This window comes from Alteromonas confluentis, from assembly GCF_001757105.1.
Taxonomy (GTDB): Bacteria; Pseudomonadota; Gammaproteobacteria; order Enterobacterales; family Alteromonadaceae; genus Alteromonas; species Alteromonas confluentis.
On sequence record NZ_MDHN01000013.1, the window covers coordinates 189,993 to 215,841 of the forward strand.

Here is a 25,849-nt window from a genome sequence, read left to right on the forward strand (position 1 = left end):
CGCTTGCCATTTCTACCCTGGAGTGAAATTGACACGGTTCTGCTCGACATGGACGGAACCTTACTGGATTTGCACTTCGATAATCACTTCTGGATCGAGCACCTGCCGAAAAAAATCGCTGAACGCAGTGGTAAGACGGTAGAAGAATGCAAAGCGACCATGATGGCCCACTATCAGCGAGTGATGGGGCAGATACAGTGGTATTGCCTGGACTATTGGGCTGAACAGTTAAACATGGACATCATGGCTGCCAAGCGCGAGGTTGAGCATCTGATTTCCATGCGCGACGATACCTTGCCATTTCTCGATGCGCTGCATGAAACCGGCCGACAGGTCATTTTGGTGACTAACGCCCATCCTGATAGCCTTTCTTTGAAAGTTGAGCACACTCGATTAGACAGCCACATCGACACGCTGATTTCCACCCACGAATTCGGTGTGACGAAAGAATCGCAAAATCTGTGGAAGCAATTGCAGGCTCGTGTTGGTTTCGACCCGTCACGTACACTGTTTGTAGACGACAGCCTGAATATTTTAGAAGCTGCGCAGAAGTTTGGTATCGCGCATTTGCTCGCCGTAAGCAATCCTGACAGTAAACAGCCGGTACGGTCAATTAACGCATTTCCTGCGGTAGAAGATTATCGTACGATGGTAGAAGAGATTCGTCGCCATCCAGTAAGGAAACGATAATGACGGTATGCATCGTGGGCTCTAAAAACCCGGTAAAGCTAAACGCTGCCAGATCATCACTTAGCCTGTCGCTGGACTTGCCTGCCCTTGAGGCCATTGGCATGAATGTGCCAAGCGGTGTTCCAGAACAACCGATGAATTCGGCAGAGACGCGTCAGGGCGCCATTAACAGGGTCAAAGCCTGCATCGCACAAGCCGATGAGACGTCCCGCGAGCAAGACTGGTTTATCGCCATTGAAGGCGGTGTGGACATGTTTGAAGATGGCCCGGCCACCTTTGCATTTGTCGCTATTTACCATAAAAATCAGTGGTCCGTAGGGCGCAGTGCTAACTTGCCATTGCCACCCTCCGTGTTCAGCGCATTACAGGCCGGTGAAGAACTCGGCCCGCTGATGGACAAACTGTTCAACACCGACAACATCAAACAGAAAGGCGGCGCCATCGGCCTGCTCACCAACCATCTCGCAACACGCCAAAGCGTGTACGAACTCGCTATATTGCTGGCAATGGCGAAATTCAATCATCCAAATTTGTTTGCTGACTAACGTAGCTAGTTAAGATTATCTTAGCCAGAAACTGGACGGCTATATCTCTTTTGGTTATGCTCTGGTCATAACATTGGTGTGCGAGATAAAAATTGGATAACGGACTAGCTAATCTTCTTGCCTTACATGATACCGAAGCGCACAGAGATGATGGTTATAAAGACGCTGCTTCGCTATTAAATGATTTTTTCACTGGAATTGATATAACCATTGAAACTATAGAGAGTAAAAGATGATGAAAGCTCGAATCGGCATCATGTCAGAGCAACTTATCCGTGTGCGGGCGATAGCCATTGCTCAGGGAAAATATACACCTGGCAAGGATGAACCAAAAGTCTGGTACACCTCTCTCAATGGAATATCTCAGATTTTGAATCCTGATAACATCGCACTACTGAGACTGATTGATCGTGAACGTCCAGAAAGCGTTACTGCGCTTGCCGAATTAAGTGGTCGCCAAAAGTCGAATCTATCCAATACATTGAAATCATTAAGTGATAAAGGATTTCTTCGCCTTGAAAAAGGACCAGGGCGGAGTTTGAAGCCAGTTGCATTGTTTACGGATTTTGAGATCGTTATTACGCAGGAAATCGAGAATCTGCTTGCGGAATTACAGCAGCAAGCAGCATAGGATGCTTCTGTGATCTTTTTCTCCGATAATTTGTTCGAAGGATCATCTAGAAAACTCCCTGCGTTATTCACTTCAGTAGTGTGAAAAAAATTCCTTATCTGTGAATAGGTTAACATTAACTTGAAGTAATGTTGGTCTGTTCGTTGACGCTAACTTCCTGAATAAACATAAATTTTACAATTTAATATTTGTCTGGCTTCATGCTTGCACCTGTTTCTCACAACATTGAATTAATGAACATGATGAAACAGGAGCAAACTATGACCGACAAAGTACAAACGATTAATCCTGCCACTGAAGAAACTGTTGCCGAATATACGCTGATGTCCGAAGCGGACGCGAATCAGGCTGTTGATAATGCCCATGAAGCCTTTCTGAGCTGGAAGAAAACCAGTTTCGATGAACGGGCAAAACTAATGAATAATCTTGCCGATCAGATTGAAAACAATGCCGACGCCATTCTCGATTTAATGACCAAAGAGATGGGGAAAGTAACTGAACAAGGTAAGCAGGAAATTGCGCTGTGTGCTTCCATTTGTCGTTACACCGCCGAAAATGGCGAAAAGGTGCTGGAAGATGAAAATCGTGTATACGATGGCGGCAGTGCCATTATTACCTTCCAGCCAATTGGTGTGATTTTGGGCATTCAGCCGTGGAACTTCCCGCTCTATCAGGTTATTCGTTACAGCGCAGCCAATGTCATGGCCGGTAACACCACAGTGATGAAGCATGCTGCCAATGTGTTTGGTATGGCGGAATTTATCGAGAAGCTCTATTTGAATGCTGGTTTCCCGAAAAACGTGTACCAGTCATTGCTGATTGATGGCAAAACTGCCAGTAAGCTGATTGAGCATGACAAAGTGCGCGGCGTTACCTTTACCGGCAGTGACAATGTTGGCAAAACTGTGGCAGAAACCGCAGCGGGCTTGTCGAAGAAAACTGTACTGGAGCTGGGCAGTAACGATGCCTTCGTGGTGCTGTCGGATGCCGATATTGAAACCGCGGTGGAAGCCTGCGTACAGGGACGCATTGTTAATAACGGCGAAACCTGTGTGGCGGCCAAGCGCTTCATTATTGTAGACAGTGTTTACGACGCTTTCCGTGACAAGTTTGTTGAAGCGTTCAAGGCGCTGAAGGTGGGCGACCCTACCGATCCGGAAACGGATCTTGGCCCTATGGCGCGCGAGGACCTGCGGGACAAGTTACACGAGCAAGTTGAAGAATCAGTAAAAAGCGGTGTCACAGTGACACTAGGCGGTGAAGTGCCTGACAAGACAGGCTGGTTCTATCCGGTAACTATTCTGGAAAACATCAAGCCGGGTATGCCTGCATATGATGATGAGCTATTTGGTCCGGTGGCTTCTTTTATCCGCGCGAAGAATGATGCAGATGCTATGCGTATTGCCAACGATTCCCGTTATGGTCTGGGCGGCGGTATCTTCACCACCGATAAGCAGAAAGCCATTGATCTGGCCCGGGAAGAATTCGACACCGGAATGGTTAACATTAACGGCTATTCACTGGCACAGCCTAACCTGCCCTTTGGCGGTGTGAAAGACAGCGGCTATGGTCGTGAGCACGGCGGTTTCGGCATGAAAGAATTCGTTAACGAGAAAACGATTTTTATTGCTGAATAAGCGTTTTATGTAAATGCGTAAAGTATTTAGCAACGCCCTGACTTACGAAAGTAAATCAGGGCTTTTTAGTTTATTAAGAATAGATTTTTACGGCAGTTAAGTGCTGATTAAATCGTATAAGTCGCACCTATGTAAAACGTTCTGCCACTTTGTGAGGTGTTATATAAGCGATTGCTACTGTCGGAATATTGCTCTTCCCGCTCATCGCTCAGGTTTACCCCTTCCAGGCTCAGTTTTAGATTTTCTGACACGTTGTAAAACGCCGAGAAGTCCCAGTAAGTGGTACCGTGGAAGCCAGATTCATCTTCATCTACGCTGGAGGTTTCTACCCAGGTAATGTATTTATCGCGGTGCGCCGCCGATACTCGCGCTCCCCATGCATCAGTCTCGTAATACACCGTAAGGTTATAAGTATTCTTCGACAGACCGTAGAAAGGACGCACAATCTGGGTAGTTTCACCATCAACAATCACATCATGCTCCGAGTCACCATCGGCATAGGTATAGTTTGCAATGGCGCCCAGCTTATCGAATGGCGCAGGCAAAAAGTCAAAATCACGCTGCAAAGAGAATTCCCAGCCGCTGAAGTCACTGTCCTGAAGGTTTTGCGGCTGATACACGTCGTAAAGCGTGTCAGCGGTTTGCGGGTTGCCGTCTGCGTCCACCGCGCCGTCGATGAGTTCCAGCGGATAACCGGTTTCACCATAAGCGGTTGGTGTGGTGGTAGTGCTGATAAAGTTTTCTATATCCTTTCGGAAATAAGACACAGCCACGTAGCCAACTTCATCGAAGTAATATTCTACACCTGCTTCCATGTTTACAGTTTCAAACGGTTGCAATGCCGTATTTCCCGCGCTGATAGAAAGGCCGCTGGCCCCGGCTTGAGGATCGGTGTTGATGCTGCCGCCAACGGCAAGGTTGTTAAGTGTCGGACGGGTTAGGTTCTTGCCCGCACTGGCGCGCAGTACTAGATTGTCAGTGGCATACCAGGCCAGATTCATGGTTGGCAGATACCCATCGTAGTCACTTTCCAGTGTGACGTACTCCGTCTGGTTGAACAGACCCGCAGAGGTAATGTCGGTTTGATAATAGCGAACACCGGCATTCGCTCTCAATTCAGTATCGCCCAGGAACAAGCTAAGGTCGTACAGCACGTAAGCCGCCTTTGTTTCTTCTTCCACTTTGTTTGGTGTGCGCACCATGTCGCCGTTTCTGTCGATGCCATAAGCCGCGAGTACACTGTTCACATCGGTACTCAGCCAGGCTTGTTGACTGTGCTGGTTATTTACAAACACGTAATCGGGATTTACCACGTCGGATACGGCGCCAGACTGCCAATCATCAAGCAACAGATTGTCGGTTTGCAGATAATTGTCTGAATGTTCAAATTTCTTGTAAGACATGCCCACTTTCAATCCGCTATAACTGTTCAGCGCATAGTCGGCATCAATTTTGGCCACATCAAAAGTGTTTTCAATATCGTTAGCGAGCAGGTCGATATCGTGATAGCGAAATTCATCGATGTTGGTGGGGCTATAGCCGTTGATATAACTGTTCTGACCATAGAAACGGTCCTGGGTGAAATCAATGGTTTCGTCACCGAAGGATTCCAGATAAACCTTGGCACTGTTGTCCTGATAAGTGCTTTTCATGGTGCCGGCAAGAGCGGACAGTGTGAGATCAGACGATACCGTCCAGTCTGCATTCAACACAAATTGAGTTATTTCACTGTCAGCCGTTTGATTACGGGTTTCAGACTGGATATTGGTGTTACTGAAAGAGGAATACACCACTTCATTATTGGCGTTGTATTCAATGTCGTTGAGTTGAGAACAGACATAACCTGCGCCATTGTCGTAGTCTGGGCCGGCACAGCCCAGCGCCGTAGAGTTTGAGCCATTATTGGCGAGGTGATATTCATCACGATCGATATCTAGTTTGCCGTAAAGAGCGTCAAAGCCAATAGACAGGTCGCTATTCGGGCGATACTGCAATGCTAGCGTCGCGCCCAGGCGGGTTTGGTCACTGTTAAACAGTGAATAGCGACTCCCCCGGGAAAAACGTAAATCGCCACTGTTAACTGCCGCTTGGTCGGCTTCCGACAAGGCTGAGATATCAGAGCCTTGTGCATCGAGTGGGCGCCAGCGATAGGTGTTATAACCTTGTTCACTGGTATTGCGATTGCTGTAAGCCACAGAGACTAACGCACCGAATTTGTCCCAAGTGTTAGAGACCAGCGCGGCAATGCGCGGGCTGGTGTCGTTGGTATTTGCGTTATCGCCGGCCTGGGCGCTGATGGCGCTACGGAAGCCGTCGTAGTCGAATGGTTTGGCCGTGTGCAGACCAACGGTACCGCCAATGCCTCCTTCGTCCATGTCTGCAGAATACGATTTCTTCACATCAATTTGGTTAAACAGTTCAGAGGCAAAAATATTGAAGTCAAAAGAGCGGGAGTTATTGGTGCTTCCCCGGCTGTCCATGGATGACGAAGAGGTGCCCAGTGCTTCCATACCGTTCAGTTGTACCTGCGTGAAATCGGCATTCAAACCGCGTAGAGAGATCTGTCGACCTTCACCCGCTTCGCGGTTAATGGTGACACCAGGAACCCGCTGGAGCGATTCAGCCAAATTCAGATCGGGAAAGTCGGCAATGTCTTCTGCCAATATCGTGTCTTGTGTACCCAGTGCATCTTTTTTTAAGTCTTTGGCTTGAATAAGCGAGCGACGGTAGCCGGTTACTTCGATTTGCTCCATCGCCTCTGCAGAAGGATCGGATTCTTGCGCCTGCGCGGTTTTTGGCAAACTGCCTAAAATACTCAATACGGCCAGAGCGAGAGACGTTTGTCTAAAAGCGGTGTGCATAGTGGGTCCTTGATAATTCTATTTGTGTCGCTTCGTTATTGTTTTCAGGACCGACTATGGCAGGGATTGTGCCAGTCTAGATGGGGATATTCAGAACCGCTTTTTTCTTGAACGATAAACCGTAATCTCGAGGGCGAATGGATAAATTGATGGGATGAATGACACCGATGTCAATCGGTGATCTTTTAGGACTGACGGTGTTAAGAGATGTTCTGTTTGAAGGCGCTGTGTGAAGTGTTCCTGAAAAGCAACACTTCACCACGAGTTAATTGCGGAAAGCCTTATATTTTCTGTTTTATTCGTTGTGGTGCTGCCGGAAGCGACAGCATACCCACTAGAGTTTTATCGGCGTATAGCCATCAGGACCGGGAGCACCGAAAATGGCGGCGGCATCGTGAACTTCATCGGGGAGTGATTCATCAATTTTAAATCGCCCGTCGATAGAGAAGTTTTTAAAGCCCTGTTCAACAATCACGTCCAGGGTTAAGCCTAACATGTTTGGCTCATTCACTTTGATCCCTAGTCCCTTATCTACACAACGTAGCTCGGCCGAATAATTACCAAAATCGATAGGGCCGCGAGTACCCGCCACTGTTGCATTCAGCCAGTCACCAAATCCTTTCAGCTCGTTACAATCTGGACCGAAGGATAAGGTTTCGATACGGGCACGGAAACGTCCGTCTGCATTAACAGGTAAAGGTAGGGGCACTTGCGCCAATACCCGGTCTGCAGGCATAAATAAAAGGAAGTCATCGGATTCGATGGTTTCTGAAGAAAACAGGCTGGTGCGTATCTCTCCTTTGAAAGATACTTCGTCGGCGGCACGAAGGTTACCGCCTTTCACGTCAGCGTGAATGCCGCCAGTGAGTAATGCCAGGCCAGACAGCTCCCATTCCACATTGGTCACTGGCGTACCTTCAAATACCACGGCCTGCGCTTTACCGTTCCACACCGTGCCGGTTACACCGTAAATATTCAGCCCTTTCGGCAATGCTTGCCCTTGCAGCAGAAAGGTGGCTGGCATGTAGATCACCAGAAAGAACAGAAACGTCAGGATTGCCGCCAGTGTCCACAGAATTTTTGCTTTCATTATTTACCCAGTTGAAGTCGACGAATACGAACCATGCCCGGCGCGTTGCCTTCTGCGAGGTCGGCCTGAAGGATAAGGATCCCCATTTCTTCCATATTCTGCAGCCAGCCCAGAACATCATTAAACGGGGCTTCATCCACCGTTACCTGAATTTCATCATCTTGAGGCTGCATGCGGGCGATGGCGATATTGAATCGCGCTGACGAGGTGTTTACGGCCTGGGGTAGTGAACCACTGAAAACCTTATTGCCTGAGGTGCGGCGCAGCTGCTGCGCGCGAACGGCATTTTCCTGCACCCACAAAAGTAACTCGCTTTGGCTCTCTAGTCGGGCTTGTTGCTGTTCAAGGCTATTTGAAAGCGGTTGCCAGATCACCCAGTAAAACAGCGCGATAATGAGCACAACACCGGAGATCAGTACCAGACGTTGCTCACGCTCGCTAAGTTGGCGGTATTTTTCCATTAATTTCATCGCTTAGCCCCGTATCGCTACTGTGCCGATAACCGCATCATCACGATTATTAATTGCGCCCTGTTCAATTTCAAACCCGGCACTTTCTGCCTGGCGTTTGAACTGCTCTAACGACTCAAAGTTTTTACCTATAGCCTGCATGCGTATTTCTGTTCGCGAAGCATCGAAACGCAAGGTTTGTGGTTTTACTTCAGAGGTAGCAAACGCATTCGTTAGTTCGCCCATCATTGCCAGCATAGACGCACTACCGCCGCCCTGCTGCATCTGCGCCATTTCACTGCGGATCTTCAAGCGTAAATCCCGGTAAGTACCAAGGTTTGGAAATCCGGCTTTCACGGCCTGATCAATCTGTGCACTAAGCTGGTCATTTTGCTGGCTTAACTGATAAATGCTCACGCCCTTATCAACCAGGCTGGTGGTAAGTGCAACAACGGCCAGGACAGCGGCTACCCGCCATTGATGGAGATGGCCGGTGCGCTTGCGTTTAATACGGTATTCGTTTTGCAGTAAGTTGAACGAAGAGCCAATCGCTTCTTTCGCCATCACGTGCATGGGCAGCTCGAGGTCGGCGGTGTGTACATCCAGATTGGGGATGGCGGACAACTCCATATCGGCGTAATTGTGCACGGTGGTTAACGATTCAGCCCGGCGCAATCGATGGCTGAATGCGGGTAACAGCCAGCTGAGCTCACCTTCCATGCCTTGCCATTCATCCTCACGAATAAGCAGGTCCTCACCGACGGCAAGCACGCTCCACGCGCCCTCATGATGAGGGACGGCGAGTACATCAGGTAACAATTTGTCGCAGTACAGGCCAGCTTCGCTCAGCCAGTCCTGCCAATCTTCCATTTTTTCGCGGCTGACAATCGCTACCGCCTGTTGGTCGCCCCGTCGAGGCCCCATGGCAAAAAATTGTTTGCTTACATCCTGTGCCAGTTCATCTTCTAGCATGAACGGTATGGCACTCAGCACTTTGCGACTTGCCCGTGGCGGCAAGGCTACCCAGCGCATTGCGATATCGCAGGTGGGTACCAGCGCGATAGCTGGCCGTTGGCCCGCCCGCTCTTTTAATGTTGCCAGCTGTGAGGCTTCGGGCAGTTCACCGGACGCGATGATTTCCTGTTCATCGGCCGACCAAACCAACCACTGCACACGGTCTTCCTGCCGTGAGCCTAGCCTGACCAGTAATTGTTCCATTACTTTACTCCTCCGAATTCGCGTCGCACAACTTGTACGTTCTCTCCACCCTGAGCTTTAAACAGCGTGCTGAGCGAAAAAGTGGCTTTATTGTACTTGGTCTTTGTATGCAAGATAAAATATCTGGTAGTGATGGTAAACCAATCAAGTTGTTCAGCGGTAAGATTCATTGCCGCAACAGACGGTTCACTCAAAAAGTCGTTTACGTCGTCCCAGCCATCTTGAGGGCGACTCGATATCAGGCTGGTGGCGTCGGTTAACGTCATGCCTGTTAGTCCTGCGAGTAATGCCGCACGCTCTTCAGTGAGCGTGTTAACGTTAATTTCCATGGCAGTCTCGTTGGGAATAACGCAAATCAATTCCTGAATATCTTTAAGCCAAAGTGGGCTGACGCCATTCACCAGACGCAGCTCTGACTGATTGGTCATGAGGTTATTCGCTGCCAGATAAGGGTGTTCACGACTTTCGTATTCGGCATCTTCAGCGCCATAAGTGCGCATGCGATCGTCCCCATCCAGCCAGTCAGCTAAGCTGTCTCGTACCGTTTCTGCGGTGTAGTTATCGATATTATCGCCGGTTGCTTCCAGCATGCGACCGAACGCCAGCATGGTTTCTGTTGCCTGGGTTGAGTTGCTACTGCTTTGACTACTCTGTGCTGCTTCGCCTAGCGCATTCAGATTAAAACAGCTCTGAGCATCCTCGAGTTGCGCTTGAATACCGCCGTTCTCCAGAGGGAATGTAAATTCCTGCGCCCAGGGCTGGGTAATCACAATTTTATCGGCCGTTTCATCGAAAATGCTTTTTATCGATTTGCGGGCGAAGGCTTCCGCGCTCATGGCATACCAGTAGGCTTGATTATTGTCTTTGATATTAGACGCCCGCTTCACCTGAATTTGTAGTCTTGAACCCATGTCGGTAGCAATAATCACGACTAACGCTACGATCATGAAAACTATAATCAGCGCGACGCCACGTTGTTTATGCATGCTTCTCATAAACTGGCCCCGCTAACCGTAAATTCGCGGCGTATAAGGCCAAAATCTTTGCTCACAAACTCGAATGCAACGGCTTTGGGGAGTGCCGCGCCGACGAAGGATTCACTCCAGTTCAGGCCTTCAGATTCATCAAAGTTGCCGTTTTCGTCTTCTTCAACATCGGCAATAAATTCAACTTTAAAATCGGAAATGTCTTCCAGCAGTACTCTGACTTTAGGCTCGGTGCCAACCACGTTGTCCACATAGTTGGTGTACAGTCGTTCAAGGTTGCCATCGCGAACCCGGTAGGCAACGGCTTGCAAGGTGCTACGGGGCAACATCATTTGCGGGTTCTGCCAACCACTGCGCACAAACTGAATGCCCTCACCATCGCTTTCATCGGTTTCGCCACCACGCATGACTACCGTATTGCTCTCACCTGATCCCGAGCGTACCGCACGGGGAACGGCCTGCTGCATGTCCCGCTCTATGGTGGTGACGGCGCGCTGAAGCTTTTGAAATTTATCAAAGCGGGCAGATGACAGCTCGTCGCTGTCGAGTACGGTGGTAAGCACTGCCGTGGAGGCCACGCCAATGAAAGCAAAAATCGCAATTGCGATAAGAATTTCAATGAGAGTAAATCCACGTTGTTTCATGGATCTGTCCCGTTCTGATTGTTATTGCTGCCGCCTGATCCATTAATATTGATGGTAGCGTCCTGCGCAATACTAGCCGGCTTGCTCACGTAGGTAATCACGTTCGCCTGGAAGTACTCGTACTGTGGATCTTGACCTACGTTCACTTCTACTGCACGTAAGTCGTCATCGGTGGTTTTGGTCACAACCTGTTGCCAGTACCAGGTGCGATCTGCCATTTCCATGGTACCGCGCTGGTTGTTTTTCGGTGGCCAGGTGCCAGTGAGCTTCATTTCGTTCAGACGATTATTGGCTACCCAGGTGGCAAAGGTGACTTCTTCAACCTGGCTGACGCTGGATAAATGTTCGGCGGCAGACTTCATTACCGCAGTACCGGCCAGCGCAAAAATGACCAATGCGGCCATTACTTCAATGAGGGTCATGCCAGACTGACGGCCAAGTTGCGCTTTCATTGTGGGGGCAGCTCCAGCGGCCCTTCCAGTTTCAAAGGAGGCACGTCTTCATTAAGAATTTGATAGTAAACCGGAGAATCGGTACCAAAGTCTGGCTCGTAATTCATTGTTAGCGTAAATGGGGTGATTTCGCCGCTGGACATAATGAGTACCTGAGGCGGGGGCAGCTTGCGATCTTCTTCGTTACCGATTTCTACGCCTTCTTCGTCTAGCGAGAAATTTTCATTAAACATTTCGCGGTCGAACAGCTGCTCCTCGGTATCCCAGGGCAGGTCATCTAGGTTTAAATCGTAAGTAAACGGGTCGGCGAGCACGTGGGCTTCATAAAGTGTTTCGTCAGTAATTTTTTCCCACTCGTCGTCGTCATTCAGAAACACAAAGTAATATTCGTGATCATCCTGTTCAAAACGAATGCCCAACTGCTGCTGATTCAGTACCGCGTAGTCACTGGCCATATCTACCAATACTTGCAGGCGCTGGGCTTCTTTTTTCAGTTGATCTGACTGGTTAACACCAAAAACATTGAATACCACATAGGTGGCAGCCAGCCCCATCAAGGCCATCACCAACATCAGCTCCAATAAGGTGAAGCCGCGCTGCGGTGTGTGCAGGTTGGGAAGACGGGGCTGTTTCATACACAATACGATTACAGGTACTCGTTCACGTTCCAGGTACCGATGTCGTCATCAGTGCCTGGTTCGCCGTCGGGGCCATTTGAATAGATGTCGTATTCACCCATTTCACCCGGACTCATGAACTGATAAGGATTGCCCCACGGATCTTCTGGCAGGCGCTGGATAATGCCACCCTTAGGGTAGTTCTTTGGAATAGGCTCGATAGTCGGCGCTTCAACCAAGGCTTCCAAACCTTGCTCGGTAGAGGGATAACGGTTTGCCTGCATCTTGTACATGGCAATTGCGCCTTCAAGTTGCTGGATATCTACCGCCGCTTTTTTCTTCTGCGCAATTTCCTGGTTACCAATTACGTTTGGCAGAACCATAGAAGCGATAATGCCGATGATAACCAGTACAATCATCACTTCAATCAGGGTAAAACCTGCGTGTCTTCTCATCTTTCTCATTAGATATTCACCATCTTATTCATAGCTAATATAGGTTGCAGTATGGCCATTACGATAAACAGTACCACCAGGGCCATCACTACAATCAACATGGGTTCAAAAATTTTAAGGGTTATGCTGACCTGGGCTTCGAATTGGCGCTCCTGGTTGTCTGCAGCACGCCCTAACATGCCTTGTAATTCTCCTGACTTTTCGCCAGAGGCAATCATGTGCATCATCATCGGCGGAAACATTTTTGAGTTGTCCAGCGCAGCCCGCAAGCTGCTACCTTCCTTAACATTGACCGCCGCTTCCATAATAAGATTCTTGATGTGCTGATTTTGCAGTACATCGGCGGATATGCGCATGGCTTCCAGCAATGGCACAGCGCTGGATGAAAGAATGCTTAAAGTTCGGGCGAATCGCGCAGTATTCAGGCTTTTGCTCACTTTGCCGATAACCGGCAACCGTAATATGAACTGGTGATACTTAAGCCGCATGGCGGGCTGCTGTACCAACCGGTTGGCCACGAAAATCAACAACATGATAAACAGTAGCAAGAACAGACCGTAACTACGCATCCAGTCACTCAGGTCAATTAAGAACTGAGTAATAGCCGGAAGTTCCTGGCCCATATTGGTAAAGTTGCCGACGATCTTGGGCACCACCAGAGTAAGGAGCAATGAGATAACCCCTATGGCGAAGGTAAGCATAATGCAGGGATACACTAACGCCTGGGTAATTTGGCTACGTGTTTGCTGACGGCGTTCGGTGTAATCAGCCAGTCGGTTTAGTACCACATCAAGGTGTCCGGATTTTTCACCGGCAGCCACCATGGCGCGGTATAACTCGTCAAATACGCTAGGGAACTGGCCCATGGCATCCGCTAAACCATGACCTTCTACAACTTTACTGCGCACTGCCATCATCATATTTTTGTGACGGGGTTTTTCGCTTTGTTCGGCCACGGCCAATAAAGCTTCTTCAATAGGAAGTGCCGATTCAATAAGGGTAGAGAGCTGGCGGGTGATAAGCGATAAATCGGCGGCTGAAATTCGCGGACGGAATAACGACGACATGCCTTTAGACTGGCTGCTGGACTTCTCCGCTACCATTTCCACTTCAAGGGGAATAAGGCCCTTTTCTCGCAGCTGTTGGCGTACCTGACGGGCGTTATCACCTTCAAGTACACCTTGCTTATTACGTCCGCTTGCGTTTACCGCTTTGTAAGAAAACGCTGCCATGGATTAATCCTCGCGGGTAACACGCAGCACTTCTTCTAACGAAGTCATGCCGGCCAGTACCTTGCTGCAACCGTCTTCACGAATACTCGGGGTATGTTGTCGGATATATTTCTCTATCGCCTGCTCGCCTTTACCGTCGTGCATCATGCCACGAATGGATTCATCAACCAGCAGCAACTCGTGGATGCCGGTTCGGCCTCGATAACCGGTTTGATTACAGGCAGCACAGCCCTTGGGCTGGTAAATTGTTGGCAGAGGTTCACCAGTCTTCACACCCAGTAGCTCAGCTTGCTGTTCGGTAGGCTGCGTTGGCACCCGACACTCGGAGCAGAGTGTACGCACCAGACGTTGCGACAGCACCGCTAACAAGCTCGACGACATTAAGAATGGCTCGATACCCATATCTTCTAATCGGGTAATTGCACCCGATGCTGTGTTGGTGTGCAGTGTGGATAATACTAAGTGACCGGTCAAACTGGCTTGAACTGCAATTTGGGCCGTTTCGATATCGCGAATCTCACCCACCATCACCACGTCAGGATCCTGGCGGAGAATGGCCCGTAAGCCACGGGCGAAAGTCATGTCTACCCGCGGATTAACCTGGGTTTGACCAATGCCGGGAAGATCGAATTCGATAGGGTCTTCCACCGTTAGAATGTTGCGGTCTTTCGAGTTGATCTCGCTTAGACCTGCATACAAGGTGGTACTTTTACCCGAACCTGTGGGGCCGGTTACCAGAATAATACCGTGTGGTTTGCGGATAAGCTCTGAGAATACATCGCGGATGCGCTTGGTCATCCCCAGATCTTCTAAATTTAGTCGCGCGTTGTTTTTATCTAACAAACGTAGTACCACGCGCTCGCCGTGGTTAGATGGCATGGTGGAAACCCGCACGTCTACCGCGCGACCCGCAATGCGCAGCGTAATACGGCCATCCTGCGGTACCCGCTTCTCGGCGATATCGAGTTTCGCCATAACCTTAATACGAGATACCAGCATGGAAGACAGCTTACGATTCGGGCGAAGGATTTCGCGCAGTACACCGTCAACCCGGAAGCGCACAATAAGCTGGTTCTCGAAGGTTTCGATATGAATATCGGATGCACCTTCTTTGATAGCTTCGCCGAGCATGGCGTTGATCAATTTGATGATCGGGGCATCGTCTTCGCTATCGAGAAGGTCTTCGGTGTCAGGGAGTTCTTCGGCTAACGAGAACAAATCGCTTTCGTTGCCCAAGTCTTCCATGAGCTGCTTAGCTGCAGACGAGTCACGCTGGAACGCCTGGGTAAGCAGACCTTCAAATTTATCCTGTGGGATCTCAGCAATAGTAAAAGGCTCGCCATAGAAGCGGCGTACTTCAGCAAACACGGTAAACGGCGTTGCTTCGGTGAAGTATAGGGTGGCCGGATCGGTATTGGTTTCAAGTAACACATGGTGGCGCTTGGCAAAGCTAAAGCTAAGCTGACGCGGTCCGGCCTCTTCTGCCAGTTCTTCATCTGACAGGCTATCCATAGCCTCTTCCTGCGCTGCGATAGCCTGCTCGAGCGGGTCTTCAGTCGCAGCCATAATTAGTCGTTATCCTTTTTCTCTTTTTCCAGAATGTACTCTTCAAAAGACGGCGGCAGCGCCATGTCATCATCCCACTTGGGCATAGAAGGCTGCTCTTGATATGGCATCAGCGATACGCCTTCATCATGACGTTTAAGCTGTTGCGCGCGAATATAGTTGTACTTGCGACGGCTGATGTCGTTCATGCGCACGCCATCACGCACAATCGTTGGCTTTAAGAATACCATCAGGTTACGTTTACGCTTGCTGGTGGAGGTCGATTTAAACAGGTGACCAAGAATAGGGATATCACCTAAGATAGGCACTTTCTGTTCACTTTCCTGAACATCTTCATCAATCAGGCCGCCAAGCACAATCGTGCCGCCATCATCCACAATTACCGTGGTCTTGATTTGACGTTTGTTGATTGAGATATCCACGCTGGTGGCACCGCTTACGCTGGATACTTCCTGTTCGATAGTCATCTGAACCGCATCGCCTTCGTTGATTTGCGGTGTTACTTTCAGCTTGATACCCACTTCCTGACGATCAACTGTGGTAAATGGATTGGAGTTGTTTGAACCCGTGGTGGTGCCGGTGATGATAGGCACTTCCTGACCCACTATAAAGAAGGCTTCTTCGTTATCCATGGTGGTTAGGTGCGGTGTTGCCAGAACGTTTGAATTGGTATCGCTGCTAACGGCTTGAACCACTGCACCCCAGCCGTTTTTAATCACCCCGGCAAGAAGACCATTAGCGCCACTTAGCAAGCTAGCCAGTGCGGTATAATCGCCTTCCTCGGTGGAATCGATCTGAACCACGTTACCTTCGTCGGTGATATACGCTTCGGTGGTGGTCTCATCTTCAGCTTGTTTGAGCGCAACCGCAAGCGAGCCTACTGGCACAACACCATTGGTGAACTGTGTACCGCCGCCTTCTTCAGACACCCACTGCACGCCAAGTTGAGCACCGTCACCTTCAAAGACTTCAACGATGATGGCTTCTACCTGTACCTGCGCACGACGTACGTCGAGCTGACGAACCACTTCTTCGAGAGAGCGCATCATGTCAGGTTCGGCGGTAATAACCACAGCGTTTGAATCTTCATGGGCGTCGATACTGATTTCGCGGTTAGAGCCACTGCGACGGGTTTGACCATTACCTTGTTCTTCGGCTTGAATGCTGGCCGATACACCTTGCAGCACTTTAACAAGATCTTCTGCTTTGGCGTAGTTTAAGAATAGAACGCGGGTATTACCGCTGGTTTCCAGTTCCTGATCCATACGCTGAATCAGGTTTACAATGCGGCTGCGAGCTTTGGCGTCGCCTGAAACGATAACGGAGTTCGTACGATCGTCGGCAACGGCGCGGGGTTCAGACTTACCAGTGTTGGCAGCCTTACCCTGAGATTTATTGATGCTGTCGATAATGCGCACCATTTCAGATGCCGAAGCAAAACGCAGTTTAACGATTTCAACTTCTTCGTCACCAGCGCGGTCAACCCGCTCGATAATTTCAACCAGGCGGTTTACCACCGCAGCTCGGCCGGTTAGCATCATCACATTTGATGGGTCGTGAGCAACAACGTTACCACCACCGGCCTGATCATTAAGTTGGCGAAGGATTGGAGCCAGTTCCCGAACCGGCACATTATAAACGGGAACCACGCGGGTGATCATTTCATCACCGTCCATGGAAGTGCCTTCAACAACCGGAATATTGGAGGTCTTTGCCTCCTTTGCGCGCACGACTTTCAGCACTCCACTGGGCATTTCTACCACAGCAAAATCGTAAACCTGTAAGACGTTGAGGAAGAACTGATAGTACTGCTCTTCATTAAGCATATCGTAGGAGCGTACGCTGATTTTTCCGCGTATACCATCGCCCACAATAATGGTTTTTTTCAGATTTTTACCCACAATCGAGATGAACTCGTTAATGTCGGTATCTTTGAAGTTAGGCATGTACTCTGCAGCTGTCGCAGACACGCAAAGTGCAGCGGCGCAGATTGCTGCTGTGATCCGCGAGAATATCTTCCGGCTCGATTGCCTCATGACTCTGTCTTCCTACTTTTATTATTCATTACCCGGCTCTGGCATTTCCAGATAGATGGTAATGTACTCGCCATCACGTGTCAGCGTCAGTTCAATGGTTTCGGCCTGACGCAAATCATTCATGGCTTCCTTTGATTGCTGGGTATCTGTCAAATCAAGTCCATTGATTTGAATTACAACGTCACCAGCTTGTAAACCAGCTGATTGAAATAAAGACGGGTTTTTCCCCGGTTTTATTTCGTATCCGATAAGCTGACCATCGCCTATTTTTGGCGTGATCGCGATGAAATCTGTAAAGCTACCTGGGCTTTCACGCAACGAAGACGACACATCTTCGTCTATGGTAACTGCATTTTTGGGCGGTGGAACGCGAGGTCTGACTGGCGGTGGAACGCGGCGGGTAGTGTCGTTGACGGCAGCTCGTTTACGGTTTGCTTCATCGTAGTCTACGCCGTCAAGCATCAGGGTTTCTTTACGAACGCCATTTTTAATGATGACACGATCGTTCATTACCCGATCCAGGGTTGCGTTGGTACCTTCAATTTTCTCACCCAGGCCATACACATTTTGTACACCACGATTTTCAATAATTGCCGTACCTTCATTCACAGAGGAACTGGCCACCACGCCTGTAAGCGTGAGATTTAATTTGGTTTCTGGGGCGTCGGTATCGACTTCTTCTTCAACAGGGGCAGCCTGTTGGTTCAACGTACCGAATAAATTTAACTGTTGCAATCCGCCAACATTGACCCCACGTTGCGCTGATGCGACAGGTTTCGGTGCAGAAGACAAGGTGGCTGGTGTGGCAGGGCCAGACGGTTCGGGTATAATTCGCCATATTAGCTTTGCTGCGAACGCTAATAAATAGACGCTCAGCAGTACAACAACTAAAAGATTTAGTTGTTTCTGGTGCCGGCTGAAGAAGGTTGCCAGAGACTGAGAATCAATTTTGGTTAATGTCATGCGATCCGTCGTACGTACTGCTTTTATTATTACTTTTATTATTTAATTGAGTGCGGGTAAAACCCACTATAGCCGACCCATCATAGCCTAGTCGAGGCGCGGGTCACAACACTAAAACGTAAGAGTGACAAAAATATTACATGAGCAATCGTGACGCTAACGATACAGATGTAACAGTCCGCCTGGACAAATGGCTATGGGCTGCAAGATTGTTTAAAACCCGTGCTATTGCCCGTGAAATGGTGCAGGCAGGAAAGGTCCACTATAACGGTCAGCGAACAAAACCAAGCCGAAACGTAGAGCCCGGTGCAATGATAAAAGTTCCGGCGGGCTGGGATATTAAGGAAATAAAAGTGTTGGGCTTGAGCGAAAAGCGGCTTAGCGCACCATTAGCCCAGGCACTTTACGAAGAAACAGCCGAGAGCATAGCGCAGCGGGAATCGAATCAGGAGGCCCGTAAATTTAGCGCCTTTCATAGTCCGCGACCGGAAAATCGTCCGGATAAAAAGCAACGCCGACAAATTATTAAATTCAAGCAGCAATAGGCTGCACTGACAGGATAGATTTCATGAGCAACTATGATGAGTTACATCGCTTTCTGCTAAATGCCGCCAATGTTCGCGGTGAACTGGTGCGATTAGAAGAAAGCTTACAGCCGATTGTGCACAGTGTGGAATACCCGGTGCAAATTCAGCGTTTACTAAGCGAAATGGCGGCGGCTACGACGTTGCTAACCGCGATCCTGAAATTCAAAGGTGAAATTGGCCTGCAAATTCAAAGCAAAGGGCCAGTAAACTACGCGGTTATTAATGCAACGCATGATTACACCATGCGTGGCGTGGCGCGCTGGGATGAATCTTTAAGTGTACTGCCAGAGAGCTTTCAGGAGTTGCTGGATAGCGCCGTACTGGTTATCACTATTACTCCCCAGGAAGGCGAACGCTATCAAGGTGTAGTCGCGCTGGATAAGCCCACGCTGGCAGAGTGCCTCGAAGAGTACTTCACCCAATCTGAACAATTGGCGACGAAAGTCACATTGATGACTGACATGAGTGAGCCAACTCGCGCACGTGCTGCTGGTATGCTGCTTCAGGTGCTGCCAAGCCAAGCTGCCAATACCGACGTGAAGAATGACACACAGTTTGATCACGTTTGTAAGCTGACGGAAACGCTGACTGAAGAAGAAATGTTTAGTTTGCCGGTAAACGATATTCTTTACCGCTTGTATCATCAGGAAGAAGTGGAAGTTTATCCTTCTCACCCTGTTAGCTTTGCCTGCTCATGTTCTAAGCAGCGCAGCGCCGACGCATTACGTAATGTAGACAAAGAAGAGCTTCTGCAAATTATAGAAGAAGATGGCGCGATCAAAATGAATTGTCAGTACTGTCATTCAGAGTATGTGTTCGACAGTGTGGATGTAGAAGCCATTCACAACGGTCAGTTTATCGAAACCCGAAAAGACCAGTAAGCGCGTTTTCTGGTAACGTGCGCAAATTTGCTCTGCTGTTTGCGCACGCTGCTATAAAGACTATTTTCGATTTTTTATTGTGCCTTCGTAACAGGCTATCCAGTCCTGCGCTGTTACCTTTCTTACCAGTTTGCCAATCAGCTCAAAATGAATGCGGTGCAGGAAAAGCATGAAAGCAATGCCTTTTCTTGAGGGCCCGAAATAAAGAGCAGTACTAAAAATACTACAAAACCTGTAATTACTGCTTTTGAATTACAACTCTTGTTTCATGTTGTTAAGCTATTAAATTCAGTTGGATATAAGTCGTGCCATTCTTTTTTGACTCATCATTTCTGAAAGTTTATTTCTGCAAGATGTAATTTAGATCAAAAAATAGTCGCTATTTGTTAACGTGATGTTTTCTTGTGCCCTAATTTATATGCAATTTAACTAAGATGGATTTTTGAAAGTTAAATTGAAAACTTACTTGAGGGCTTACTAAATGACCGCCGCACCACTCATCAATTCAAAATCAGCAGTCAATGTAATGGCTGATCTCAACTCAGCAGAACTCATTGAAATCGCCCTTAAGCGAGGCGAAGGTAAACTTGCCGACAACGGCGCTTTGGTGGTTGAAACGGGCCACCGGACAGGTCGTTCACCGGCAGACCGATTTATCGTTAAAGAGCCTTCCACTGAGGCTGATATTGATTGGGGCAAAGTTAACAAGCCATTCGATGCGGATAAGTTTGATGCACTGTGGGCTCAGGTTGAGTCATATATCAGTACTCAGGAATACTTTCTTTCTCATCTTCAAGTGGGCGCTGACCCCGAGCACGCCTTGCCGGTTATTGTAAGAACGCAGACCGCCTGGCAGCATGTTTTTGCCCGCAATATGTTTATTCAACCCGAGACCTGGAACCCACAGGGCAAAGAAGCCTGGCAAATTCTGAATGTCCCTGGCTTTACCTGTGAACCTGAGCGCGATGGCACCAACAGCGATGGCACCGTAATCATCAACTTTGCAGAGAAAAAAGTACTCTTAGCCGGTATGCGTTATGCCGGCGAAATGAAGAAAGCCATGTTTAGCGTACAGAACTTTTTGCTGCCGGCAAAAGAAGTGCTACCTATGCATTGCTCTGCTAACGTGGGACAAGACGGTGATGTTACCTTGTTCTTTGGACTGTCTGGAACAGGCAAAACCACATTGTCTGCCGATCCTAAACGCTTCTTGATTGGCGATGACGAACACGGCTGGGCGCCGGGTAGCGTCTTCAATATCGAAGGTGGATGCTACGCAAAATGTATCGATCTGTCACAGAAAAATGAGCCGGTGATCTGGGATGCCATTCGTTTCGGAACCATTCTGGAAAACGTGGTATTAGATGACAGCCGTACGCCAGATTATACCGATGTCAGCCTGACGCAGAATTCCCGCGCAGCCTATCCGCTGGAGCATGTTGAGAAGCGCATTGCCGAGAACATGGGCGGCGAGCCCCGTTCAGTGGTTTTCCTCACCTGCGATGTCAGTGGTGTGCTACCTCCAGTCTCTGTACTTAGCGAAGAAGCGGCGGCGTACCATTTCCTGAGTGGCTATACCGCAAAGGTCGGTTCTACAGAAATTGGTTCAACGGCTGATATCGAGTCTACTTTCTCCACTTGCTTCGGCGCGCCATTCTTCCCGCGTCCGGCTGGCGTGTATGCAGAGCTGCTTATTAAGCGAGTAATAAGCTTCGGTGCGAAAGTGTACCTGGTGAATACCGGCTGGACCGGTGGCCCTTACGGAACCGGTAAGCGTTTTGATATTCCTACTACCCGCGCCGTGATCGACGCCATTGTGTCTGGTGAACTGGCTAATGTCGAAACCAGACATATTGCTGGCCTCAACTTGGACGTGCCGGTTGCTGTGCCAGGTGTGGACAGCAAGCTGTTAGTGCCCTCTGAAACCTGGGCCGATCAGGCGGCTTACCAGACCTATGTAGAAAATCTGGTGAACGACTTCCAGGCTAACTTCAAAAAATATGATGTGAGTGAAGCCATTGTTAAGGCCGGACCAGGCTTCTAAATTGCTTTCTATCCGACGTTAGTCGACGTTATTGCCCGCGACCTGTTCGCGGGCTTTTTTCGTTAATATCACCGTGTTTCTTCAAAGAAAATGCTTTTTCAAGAGCTGTTCTGCCCAAAATCGTCGACTTTTCGGGGCAAGCGACGGTTTTTACTGGTTTGTCTTATTCACCCCAGCAGGAGAATTGCGCTAAAATCGCACGGTCTCCGATCAACTTAACGCCATTTATCGAGGTCCCGTGCAACAACCACCCGCTCCCCAGTTTCTGGGCTTAACCCCTATTCTATTTTTCGTTGCCGTTGTGCTATGCGCTGGCCTCATCACCGACGATATTACTGCTATGCCCGTGTTGGTGGCGCTGTTTCTCGCTGCCGGTTATGCCCTGATTCTTAATCCAAAAGGTGAGCGACTATCATTGAATGACAAGATCGGGCGGTTTTGTGAGGGTGCGGGCAACAAGAATATCATTCTGCTGGTTATCATTTTTCTGCTCGCAGGCGCATTTTACTCACTGACAATCGATATTGGTGCGCGCGATGCTACGGTGAATATGGCGCTCAGCGTTATTCCTACCCCTATGATCCTGCCGGGATTATTCTTGATTTGCTGTTTCATCTCGTTTTCTATGGGCACATCCACCGGCACGATTACCGCACTTGCCCCAATCGGACTTGGTTTGAGTGAAGGGCTTGGCGTTTCTCCTGCACTCCTCGCCGGTGTCGTGGTGGGCGGCGCTATGTTTGGTGACAACCTGTCGTTTGTGTCTGATACCACGATTGCTGCAACGCGTAGCCAAGGCGTCAAGCTCACCGACAAATTCAAAGCGAACTTATTGATCACATTGCCGGCATCGATTATCACCTTCATTTTATTGATGTTTGTACCCGTTGCCGATACCAGTACATTGCAACAAGGCGACTACGATGTGGTGCGCATGCTGCCCTATATGCTGATTATCATTTGTGCGCTGATTGGACTCAATGTGGTACTGGTGCTGGCTATTGGTATTGGCTCTGCGGCGATTATCGGACTCTTGGTGGGAAGTTTCGCACCGATGGCGATGTGGCAGAGTATTCAGACCGGCATTGGCTGGATGCAAAACCTGTCGCTGATTGCGGTAACCATTGGTGGCATCGTGGCGCTGATGCATGCTTATGGCGGCATTGCCTGGCTTATTAACACGCTGACACGTCGTGTTCAGAGTCGTCAGGGGGCAGAATACAGCATCGCCGCACTGGTCAGCTTGCTGGATCTCTCTACGGCGAATAACACCATCTCCATTGTAGCCGCCGGCCCAATAGCAAAAGACCTCAATGAACAATACGGTGTCGACCCTCGTCGTACCGCCAGTATTCTTGATGTATTCTCTTGTGCGTTTCAAGGGCTGGTACCCTACGGAGCACAAATCCTGACGATTGCGGCAGTGGGCGGACTATCGCCATTGTCGGTTTCCATGTACTGTTGGTATCCCATGTTGCTATTTGTATTCGGTGTTGTTGCGATTGCGTTCAATATTCCACGGTTTGTTACCGTGAACGCCGATACTGACGTTTAATCTCCGGAGTATTTATGGATCGCCGCCCGGTCACCACCGTTATCTTCAGTGGCTTTTTCCTGTTTGGCATGCTGTTCATTCTGTGGGGCGTATTGCTACCGGAAATGGCGACAGATTTGGCGATGTCTGAAACCGTCAGCGGTGCCCTGTTTTTGTTGTTTTCTCTGGGTATGATGCTGGGCGCTATTTTCGGCGGAAAATATGTCACCAAATTCGACTTTCTCTATTTGCTTGCCTGGCTGTGCGCCATAGACGCCATCCTGATTTTTATCATGTCATTAATGACCACCTGGCAGGGCTTGCTGTTTATGGTATTTGTTGTCGGTGTGGTGAGCTCGGCGGTCATTACTATTGGTCACACATTGATTGCGCAGCTCTATGTGGAAAAGCGTTTTGCCATGATGGGCATTATGGATTTCATGTTCAGTCTGGGCACCTTCGCTGCCTCGTTCTATGTCACCCTGGTGTACTGGGTATGGCATGAATGGCAAAAGCCGTTGCAGCTGCTCACGTTTATGTTGCTGTGCCTATCGGCCTATATCTTTATGATCGCCAGCCGCAATAAGAAGCTCACTGCCGGACAGCCTAAAGCGCCAAAAACCTCTCTGAAATATATCGAGATGCTGAAACAGCCGGTATTTATGCTGCTGTGCCTGGTTAGTTTTGGTTATGGCGCAGTAGAGTTCGGCAACGCTAACTGGTTTGTCAGCTATGCGAAAGATGGTGGCTATGATGGCGAACAGGCGAGAAATCTACTGGCTTGTTTCACTGCCGGTATGACCCTGAGCCGATTAGTTTTCGCCTGGTTCCTGCGTTATTTCTCCGTTAACCGCTTGATGACCATATTGGTTACTCTGATGTTAGCCGGTGCGCTGGGTATCAAACTGGCTGAAGGCACTTTCGCCATTGGCGCATTCAACTTTCTTCTCGGATTTGGCCTCGGCGGCCTGTTCCCGCTGGTACTTTCTGCGGCAATGAACGTAGATGCAGGCAAAGGCCCGGTGCTGTCTGGCATCTCCATGATTGGCAACGCACTCGGTGTACAGATTGCCTCTTTCACCACTGGTTTCTGGGCCAATATCAGCGGCCTACAAACTGCTTTCTGGATCATACCCATCGCTGGAATGTGGCTATGGACCATGACCTGGTTCTACAGCCGCCAGATAAAAGCGCGGGCATAGGCCGGGTTGGTACCGCCTGCTTTCGGAAAGACGATATTCGCGATCTTTGTGAACGTCAGTCTTAGAAGCAGAACAAGGTCTTGTAGGTGAGGGAGATATGGGTATCAAAAACCGTCTGCCGCAGGGATGCGGCAGTCGAGGCCCCATGGATGATGAGATGGACACCTAATGTTGATACGGCGTCATAATGCGCCATGATTGAGTTTTCGAAGCAACAATCAAAACAAAAGGTGTCCACCATGAACGTTACGCTAATTAGCATCGATTTGGCAAAAAATATTTATCAGGTCTGTGGTGTCAATCAGGCCTGTAAGCCGCAGTTCAACCGCCCTATCAAGAGCGATAAGTTACTTCCTTTCCTCATTAAATATCACCCGGGTGTCACTGTAGCGATGGAAGCTTGTGGTGGTTCGAATTACCTTGGCAGAACGCTACAGGCGCACGGGTTCAATGTGCGCATTATTCCAACACGGCATGTAAAACCCTTCGTTAAAGGAAATAAAAATGACCGCAATGATGCCTTTGCGATTGCAGAAGCAGCCATGCGTCCAAGCATGCGTTTTGTTTCACCTAAAACCGTTGAGCAAACAGACCTTTCTATTACGCATAACATTCGTGAGCGTCAGGTAGCGGCCAGAACCAACATCGTCAATCAGCTTCGCGGGCTGTTGAGAGAATACGGCATCAACATGCCTCAAGGCATTGAGCGTGTGAAAGAAATGCTGCCGTTCATCCTCGAAGATGCGGAAAACACGCTGACCACAGCGGCACGTCGTAATTTCAACTTGATGATGGAGGAATGGCGCTATCTTGATGACGCGATTCATCAGCAGGAAAAGATTATTCGGGAACAGGCCCGCACCTCGCCAGCTGCAGAGTTAGCCATGACGATTAAAGGGGTCGGTATTATAACGGCGACTGCCGCCGTGGCGCACATGGGAGACCCGTCACAGTACAAGAATGGTCGCCAATATGCAGCGTGCCTGGGCTTAGTCCCCAGAGAATACTCCAGTGGCGGTAAACAAAAACTGGGTGGCATCACCAAACGAGGTAACCGATATCTCAGAAAGTTACTTGTGCAGGGAGCCTGGTCCATCATAAGGCACAGCAAGAATGCGGATGACCGGTTATCTCGTTGGGTCGAGCAAGTGATTATACGAAGTGGAAAACATAAAGCTGCCGTCGCTCTGGCAAACAAACTGGCTCGCATCCTCTGGGCGGTGCTAGCAAAACAAGCGCCCTTCGAGTTGAAGGGAATGTAAGATAAATCTCACCAAAACGTTGTAGATAAAACAGTAATGAAATAACAGGTTACGCCGGGCCAGACCCAACGCTGAGTGAACCCATGACACATGATGTCGGAGGGATGATAAGAGCAAGTCTGGCGCGGTACTCATTAGGGCCAGGGACATATGAAGCTCCCATTAACAGGCCGGATATACGACAGCAGCGTAATATCTGTTATTTAAAACTGAAAAAATATAGCCCTGGTGAAGCTATTCACTTGCACCAGGTGTCCATATATGGGT

Annotated in this window: 23 protein-coding genes; 10 read left to right on the forward strand and 13 right to left on the reverse strand. The window is 49.1% G+C overall.

The window, feature by feature from the left end:
* The first annotated feature begins 3 nt into the window (after window positions 1-3).
* From yrfG to BFC18_RS06585, 4 genes are all read left to right on the forward strand, one after another.
* A complete protein-coding gene (gene yrfG, locus BFC18_RS06570; RefSeq protein WP_070124614.1) occupies window positions 4-690 on the forward strand; it encodes a GMP/IMP nucleotidase in 687 nt (228 codons plus the stop codon).
* Complete coding sequence (gene yjjX / locus BFC18_RS06575; protein ID WP_070124548.1) at window positions 690-1,235, forward strand: inosine/xanthosine triphosphatase; 546 nt, start codon at window positions 690-692, stop codon at window positions 1,233-1,235. The genes yrfG and yjjX overlap by 1 nt, the downstream gene beginning before the upstream one ends.
* 232 nt (window positions 1,236-1,467) lie before the next feature.
* Entirely contained in the window at window positions 1,468-1,866 is a 399-nt protein-coding gene (locus tag BFC18_RS06580; protein ID WP_083272944.1) for an HVO_A0114 family putative DNA-binding protein, read from the forward strand.
* A 260-nt stretch (window positions 1,867-2,126) separates the two neighbouring features.
* The gene (locus tag BFC18_RS06585; protein ID WP_070124550.1) at window positions 2,127-3,503 is read left to right on the forward strand and encodes an NAD-dependent succinate-semialdehyde dehydrogenase; all 1,377 of its coding nucleotides are present in this window, start codon (window positions 2,127-2,129) and stop codon (window positions 3,501-3,503) included.
* 107 nt (window positions 3,504-3,610) lie between these two features.
* Here BFC18_RS06585 and BFC18_RS06590 read toward each other — a convergent pair whose 3' ends face one another.
* The 13 genes from BFC18_RS06590 to gspC all read right to left on the reverse strand — a co-directional run bounded on the left by BFC18_RS06590 (window position 3,611) and on the right by gspC (window position 18,072).
* Window positions 3,611-6,364 (reverse strand): TonB-dependent receptor, encoded by a 2,754-nt coding sequence (locus BFC18_RS06590; protein WP_070124551.1) that lies wholly within the window; start codon window positions 6,362-6,364, stop codon window positions 3,611-3,613.
* 334 nt (window positions 6,365-6,698) lie between these two features.
* Window positions 6,699-7,454: a type II secretion system protein N gene (locus BFC18_RS06595; RefSeq protein ID WP_070124553.1), complete on the reverse strand. Its 756-nt coding sequence runs from the start codon at window positions 7,452-7,454 to the stop codon at window positions 6,699-6,701.
* Complete coding sequence (gspM, locus tag BFC18_RS06600) at window positions 7,454-7,924, reverse strand: type II secretion system protein GspM (RefSeq protein WP_070124554.1); 471 nt, start codon at window positions 7,922-7,924, stop codon at window positions 7,454-7,456. The genes BFC18_RS06595 and gspM overlap by 1 nt, the downstream gene beginning before the upstream one ends.
* Before the next feature lie 3 nt (window positions 7,925-7,927).
* Window positions 7,928-9,121 carry a type II secretion system protein GspL gene (gene gspL / locus BFC18_RS06605; protein ID WP_070124555.1) on the reverse strand — a complete coding sequence of 398 codons (1,194 nt, stop codon included), beginning with the start codon at window positions 9,119-9,121 and terminating at the stop codon, window positions 7,928-7,930.
* The gene (gene gspK, locus BFC18_RS06610; protein ID WP_070124557.1) at window positions 9,121-10,116 is read right to left on the reverse strand and encodes a type II secretion system minor pseudopilin GspK; all 996 of its coding nucleotides are present in this window, start codon (window positions 10,114-10,116) and stop codon (window positions 9,121-9,123) included. The genes gspL and gspK overlap by 1 nt, the downstream gene beginning before the upstream one ends.
* Window positions 10,113-10,751, reverse strand: coding sequence for a type II secretion system minor pseudopilin GspJ (gene gspJ / locus BFC18_RS06615; protein WP_070124559.1), 639 nt, complete (start codon window positions 10,749-10,751; stop codon window positions 10,113-10,115). Before gspJ ends, gspK begins: the two co-directional genes overlap by 4 nt.
* The gene (gene gspI, locus BFC18_RS06620) at window positions 10,748-11,203 is read right to left on the reverse strand and encodes a type II secretion system minor pseudopilin GspI (RefSeq protein WP_070124561.1); all 456 of its coding nucleotides are present in this window, start codon (window positions 11,201-11,203) and stop codon (window positions 10,748-10,750) included. The genes gspJ and gspI overlap by 4 nt, the downstream gene beginning before the upstream one ends.
* Window positions 11,200-11,838 (reverse strand): type II secretion system minor pseudopilin GspH, encoded by a 639-nt coding sequence (gspH, locus tag BFC18_RS06625; protein ID WP_070124563.1) that lies wholly within the window; start codon window positions 11,836-11,838, stop codon window positions 11,200-11,202. The genes gspI and gspH overlap by 4 nt, the downstream gene beginning before the upstream one ends.
* Window positions 11,839-11,849: 11 nt before the next feature.
* Window positions 11,850-12,275 carry a type II secretion system major pseudopilin GspG gene (gene gspG / locus BFC18_RS06630; RefSeq protein ID WP_425388356.1) on the reverse strand — a complete coding sequence of 142 codons (426 nt, stop codon included), beginning with the start codon at window positions 12,273-12,275 and terminating at the stop codon, window positions 11,850-11,852.
* Window positions 12,276-12,283: 8 nt separating this feature from the next.
* Entirely contained in the window at window positions 12,284-13,507 is a 1,224-nt protein-coding gene (gene gspF, locus BFC18_RS06635; RefSeq protein WP_070124566.1) for a type II secretion system inner membrane protein GspF, read from the reverse strand.
* 3 nt (window positions 13,508-13,510) lie between these two features.
* Window positions 13,511-15,073: a type II secretion system ATPase GspE gene (gene gspE / locus BFC18_RS06640; protein WP_070124568.1), complete on the reverse strand. Its 1,563-nt coding sequence runs from the start codon at window positions 15,071-15,073 to the stop codon at window positions 13,511-13,513.
* Window positions 15,074-15,075: 2 nt separating this feature from the next.
* Window positions 15,076-17,109 (reverse strand): type II secretion system secretin GspD, encoded by a 2,034-nt coding sequence (gene gspD, locus BFC18_RS06645; protein ID WP_070124570.1) that lies wholly within the window; start codon window positions 17,107-17,109, stop codon window positions 15,076-15,078.
* 21 nt (window positions 17,110-17,130) lie between these two features.
* Entirely contained in the window at window positions 17,131-18,072 is a 942-nt protein-coding gene (gene gspC, locus BFC18_RS06650) for a type II secretion system protein GspC (protein WP_070124571.1), read from the reverse strand.
* A 140-nt stretch (window positions 18,073-18,212) separates the two neighbouring features.
* Here gspC and hslR point away from each other — a divergent pair, with 140 nt between their 5' ends.
* From hslR to BFC18_RS06680, 6 genes are all read left to right on the forward strand, one after another.
* Window positions 18,213-18,617: a ribosome-associated heat shock protein Hsp15 gene (hslR, locus tag BFC18_RS06655; RefSeq protein ID WP_070124573.1), complete on the forward strand. Its 405-nt coding sequence runs from the start codon at window positions 18,213-18,215 to the stop codon at window positions 18,615-18,617.
* 23 nt (window positions 18,618-18,640) lie between these two features.
* Window positions 18,641-19,540, forward strand: coding sequence for an Hsp33 family molecular chaperone HslO (gene hslO / locus BFC18_RS06660; RefSeq protein WP_070124575.1), 900 nt, complete (start codon window positions 18,641-18,643; stop codon window positions 19,538-19,540).
* A gap of 481 nt (window positions 19,541-20,021) precedes the next feature.
* Window positions 20,022-21,584: a phosphoenolpyruvate carboxykinase gene (locus BFC18_RS06665; protein WP_070124577.1), complete on the forward strand. Its 1,563-nt coding sequence runs from the start codon at window positions 20,022-20,024 to the stop codon at window positions 21,582-21,584.
* A 238-nt stretch (window positions 21,585-21,822) separates the two neighbouring features.
* Complete coding sequence (locus BFC18_RS06670; protein ID WP_070124578.1) at window positions 21,823-23,139, forward strand: Na+/H+ antiporter NhaC family protein; 1,317 nt, start codon at window positions 21,823-21,825, stop codon at window positions 23,137-23,139.
* A 14-nt stretch (window positions 23,140-23,153) separates the two neighbouring features.
* Window positions 23,154-24,320: an MFS transporter gene (locus tag BFC18_RS06675; RefSeq protein ID WP_070124580.1), complete on the forward strand. Its 1,167-nt coding sequence runs from the start codon at window positions 23,154-23,156 to the stop codon at window positions 24,318-24,320.
* A 239-nt stretch (window positions 24,321-24,559) separates the two neighbouring features.
* A complete protein-coding gene (locus BFC18_RS06680) occupies window positions 24,560-25,582 on the forward strand; it encodes an IS110 family RNA-guided transposase (protein ID WP_070123325.1) in 1,023 nt (340 codons plus the stop codon).
* The last annotated feature ends 267 nt before the right edge of the window (window positions 25,583-25,849 follow it).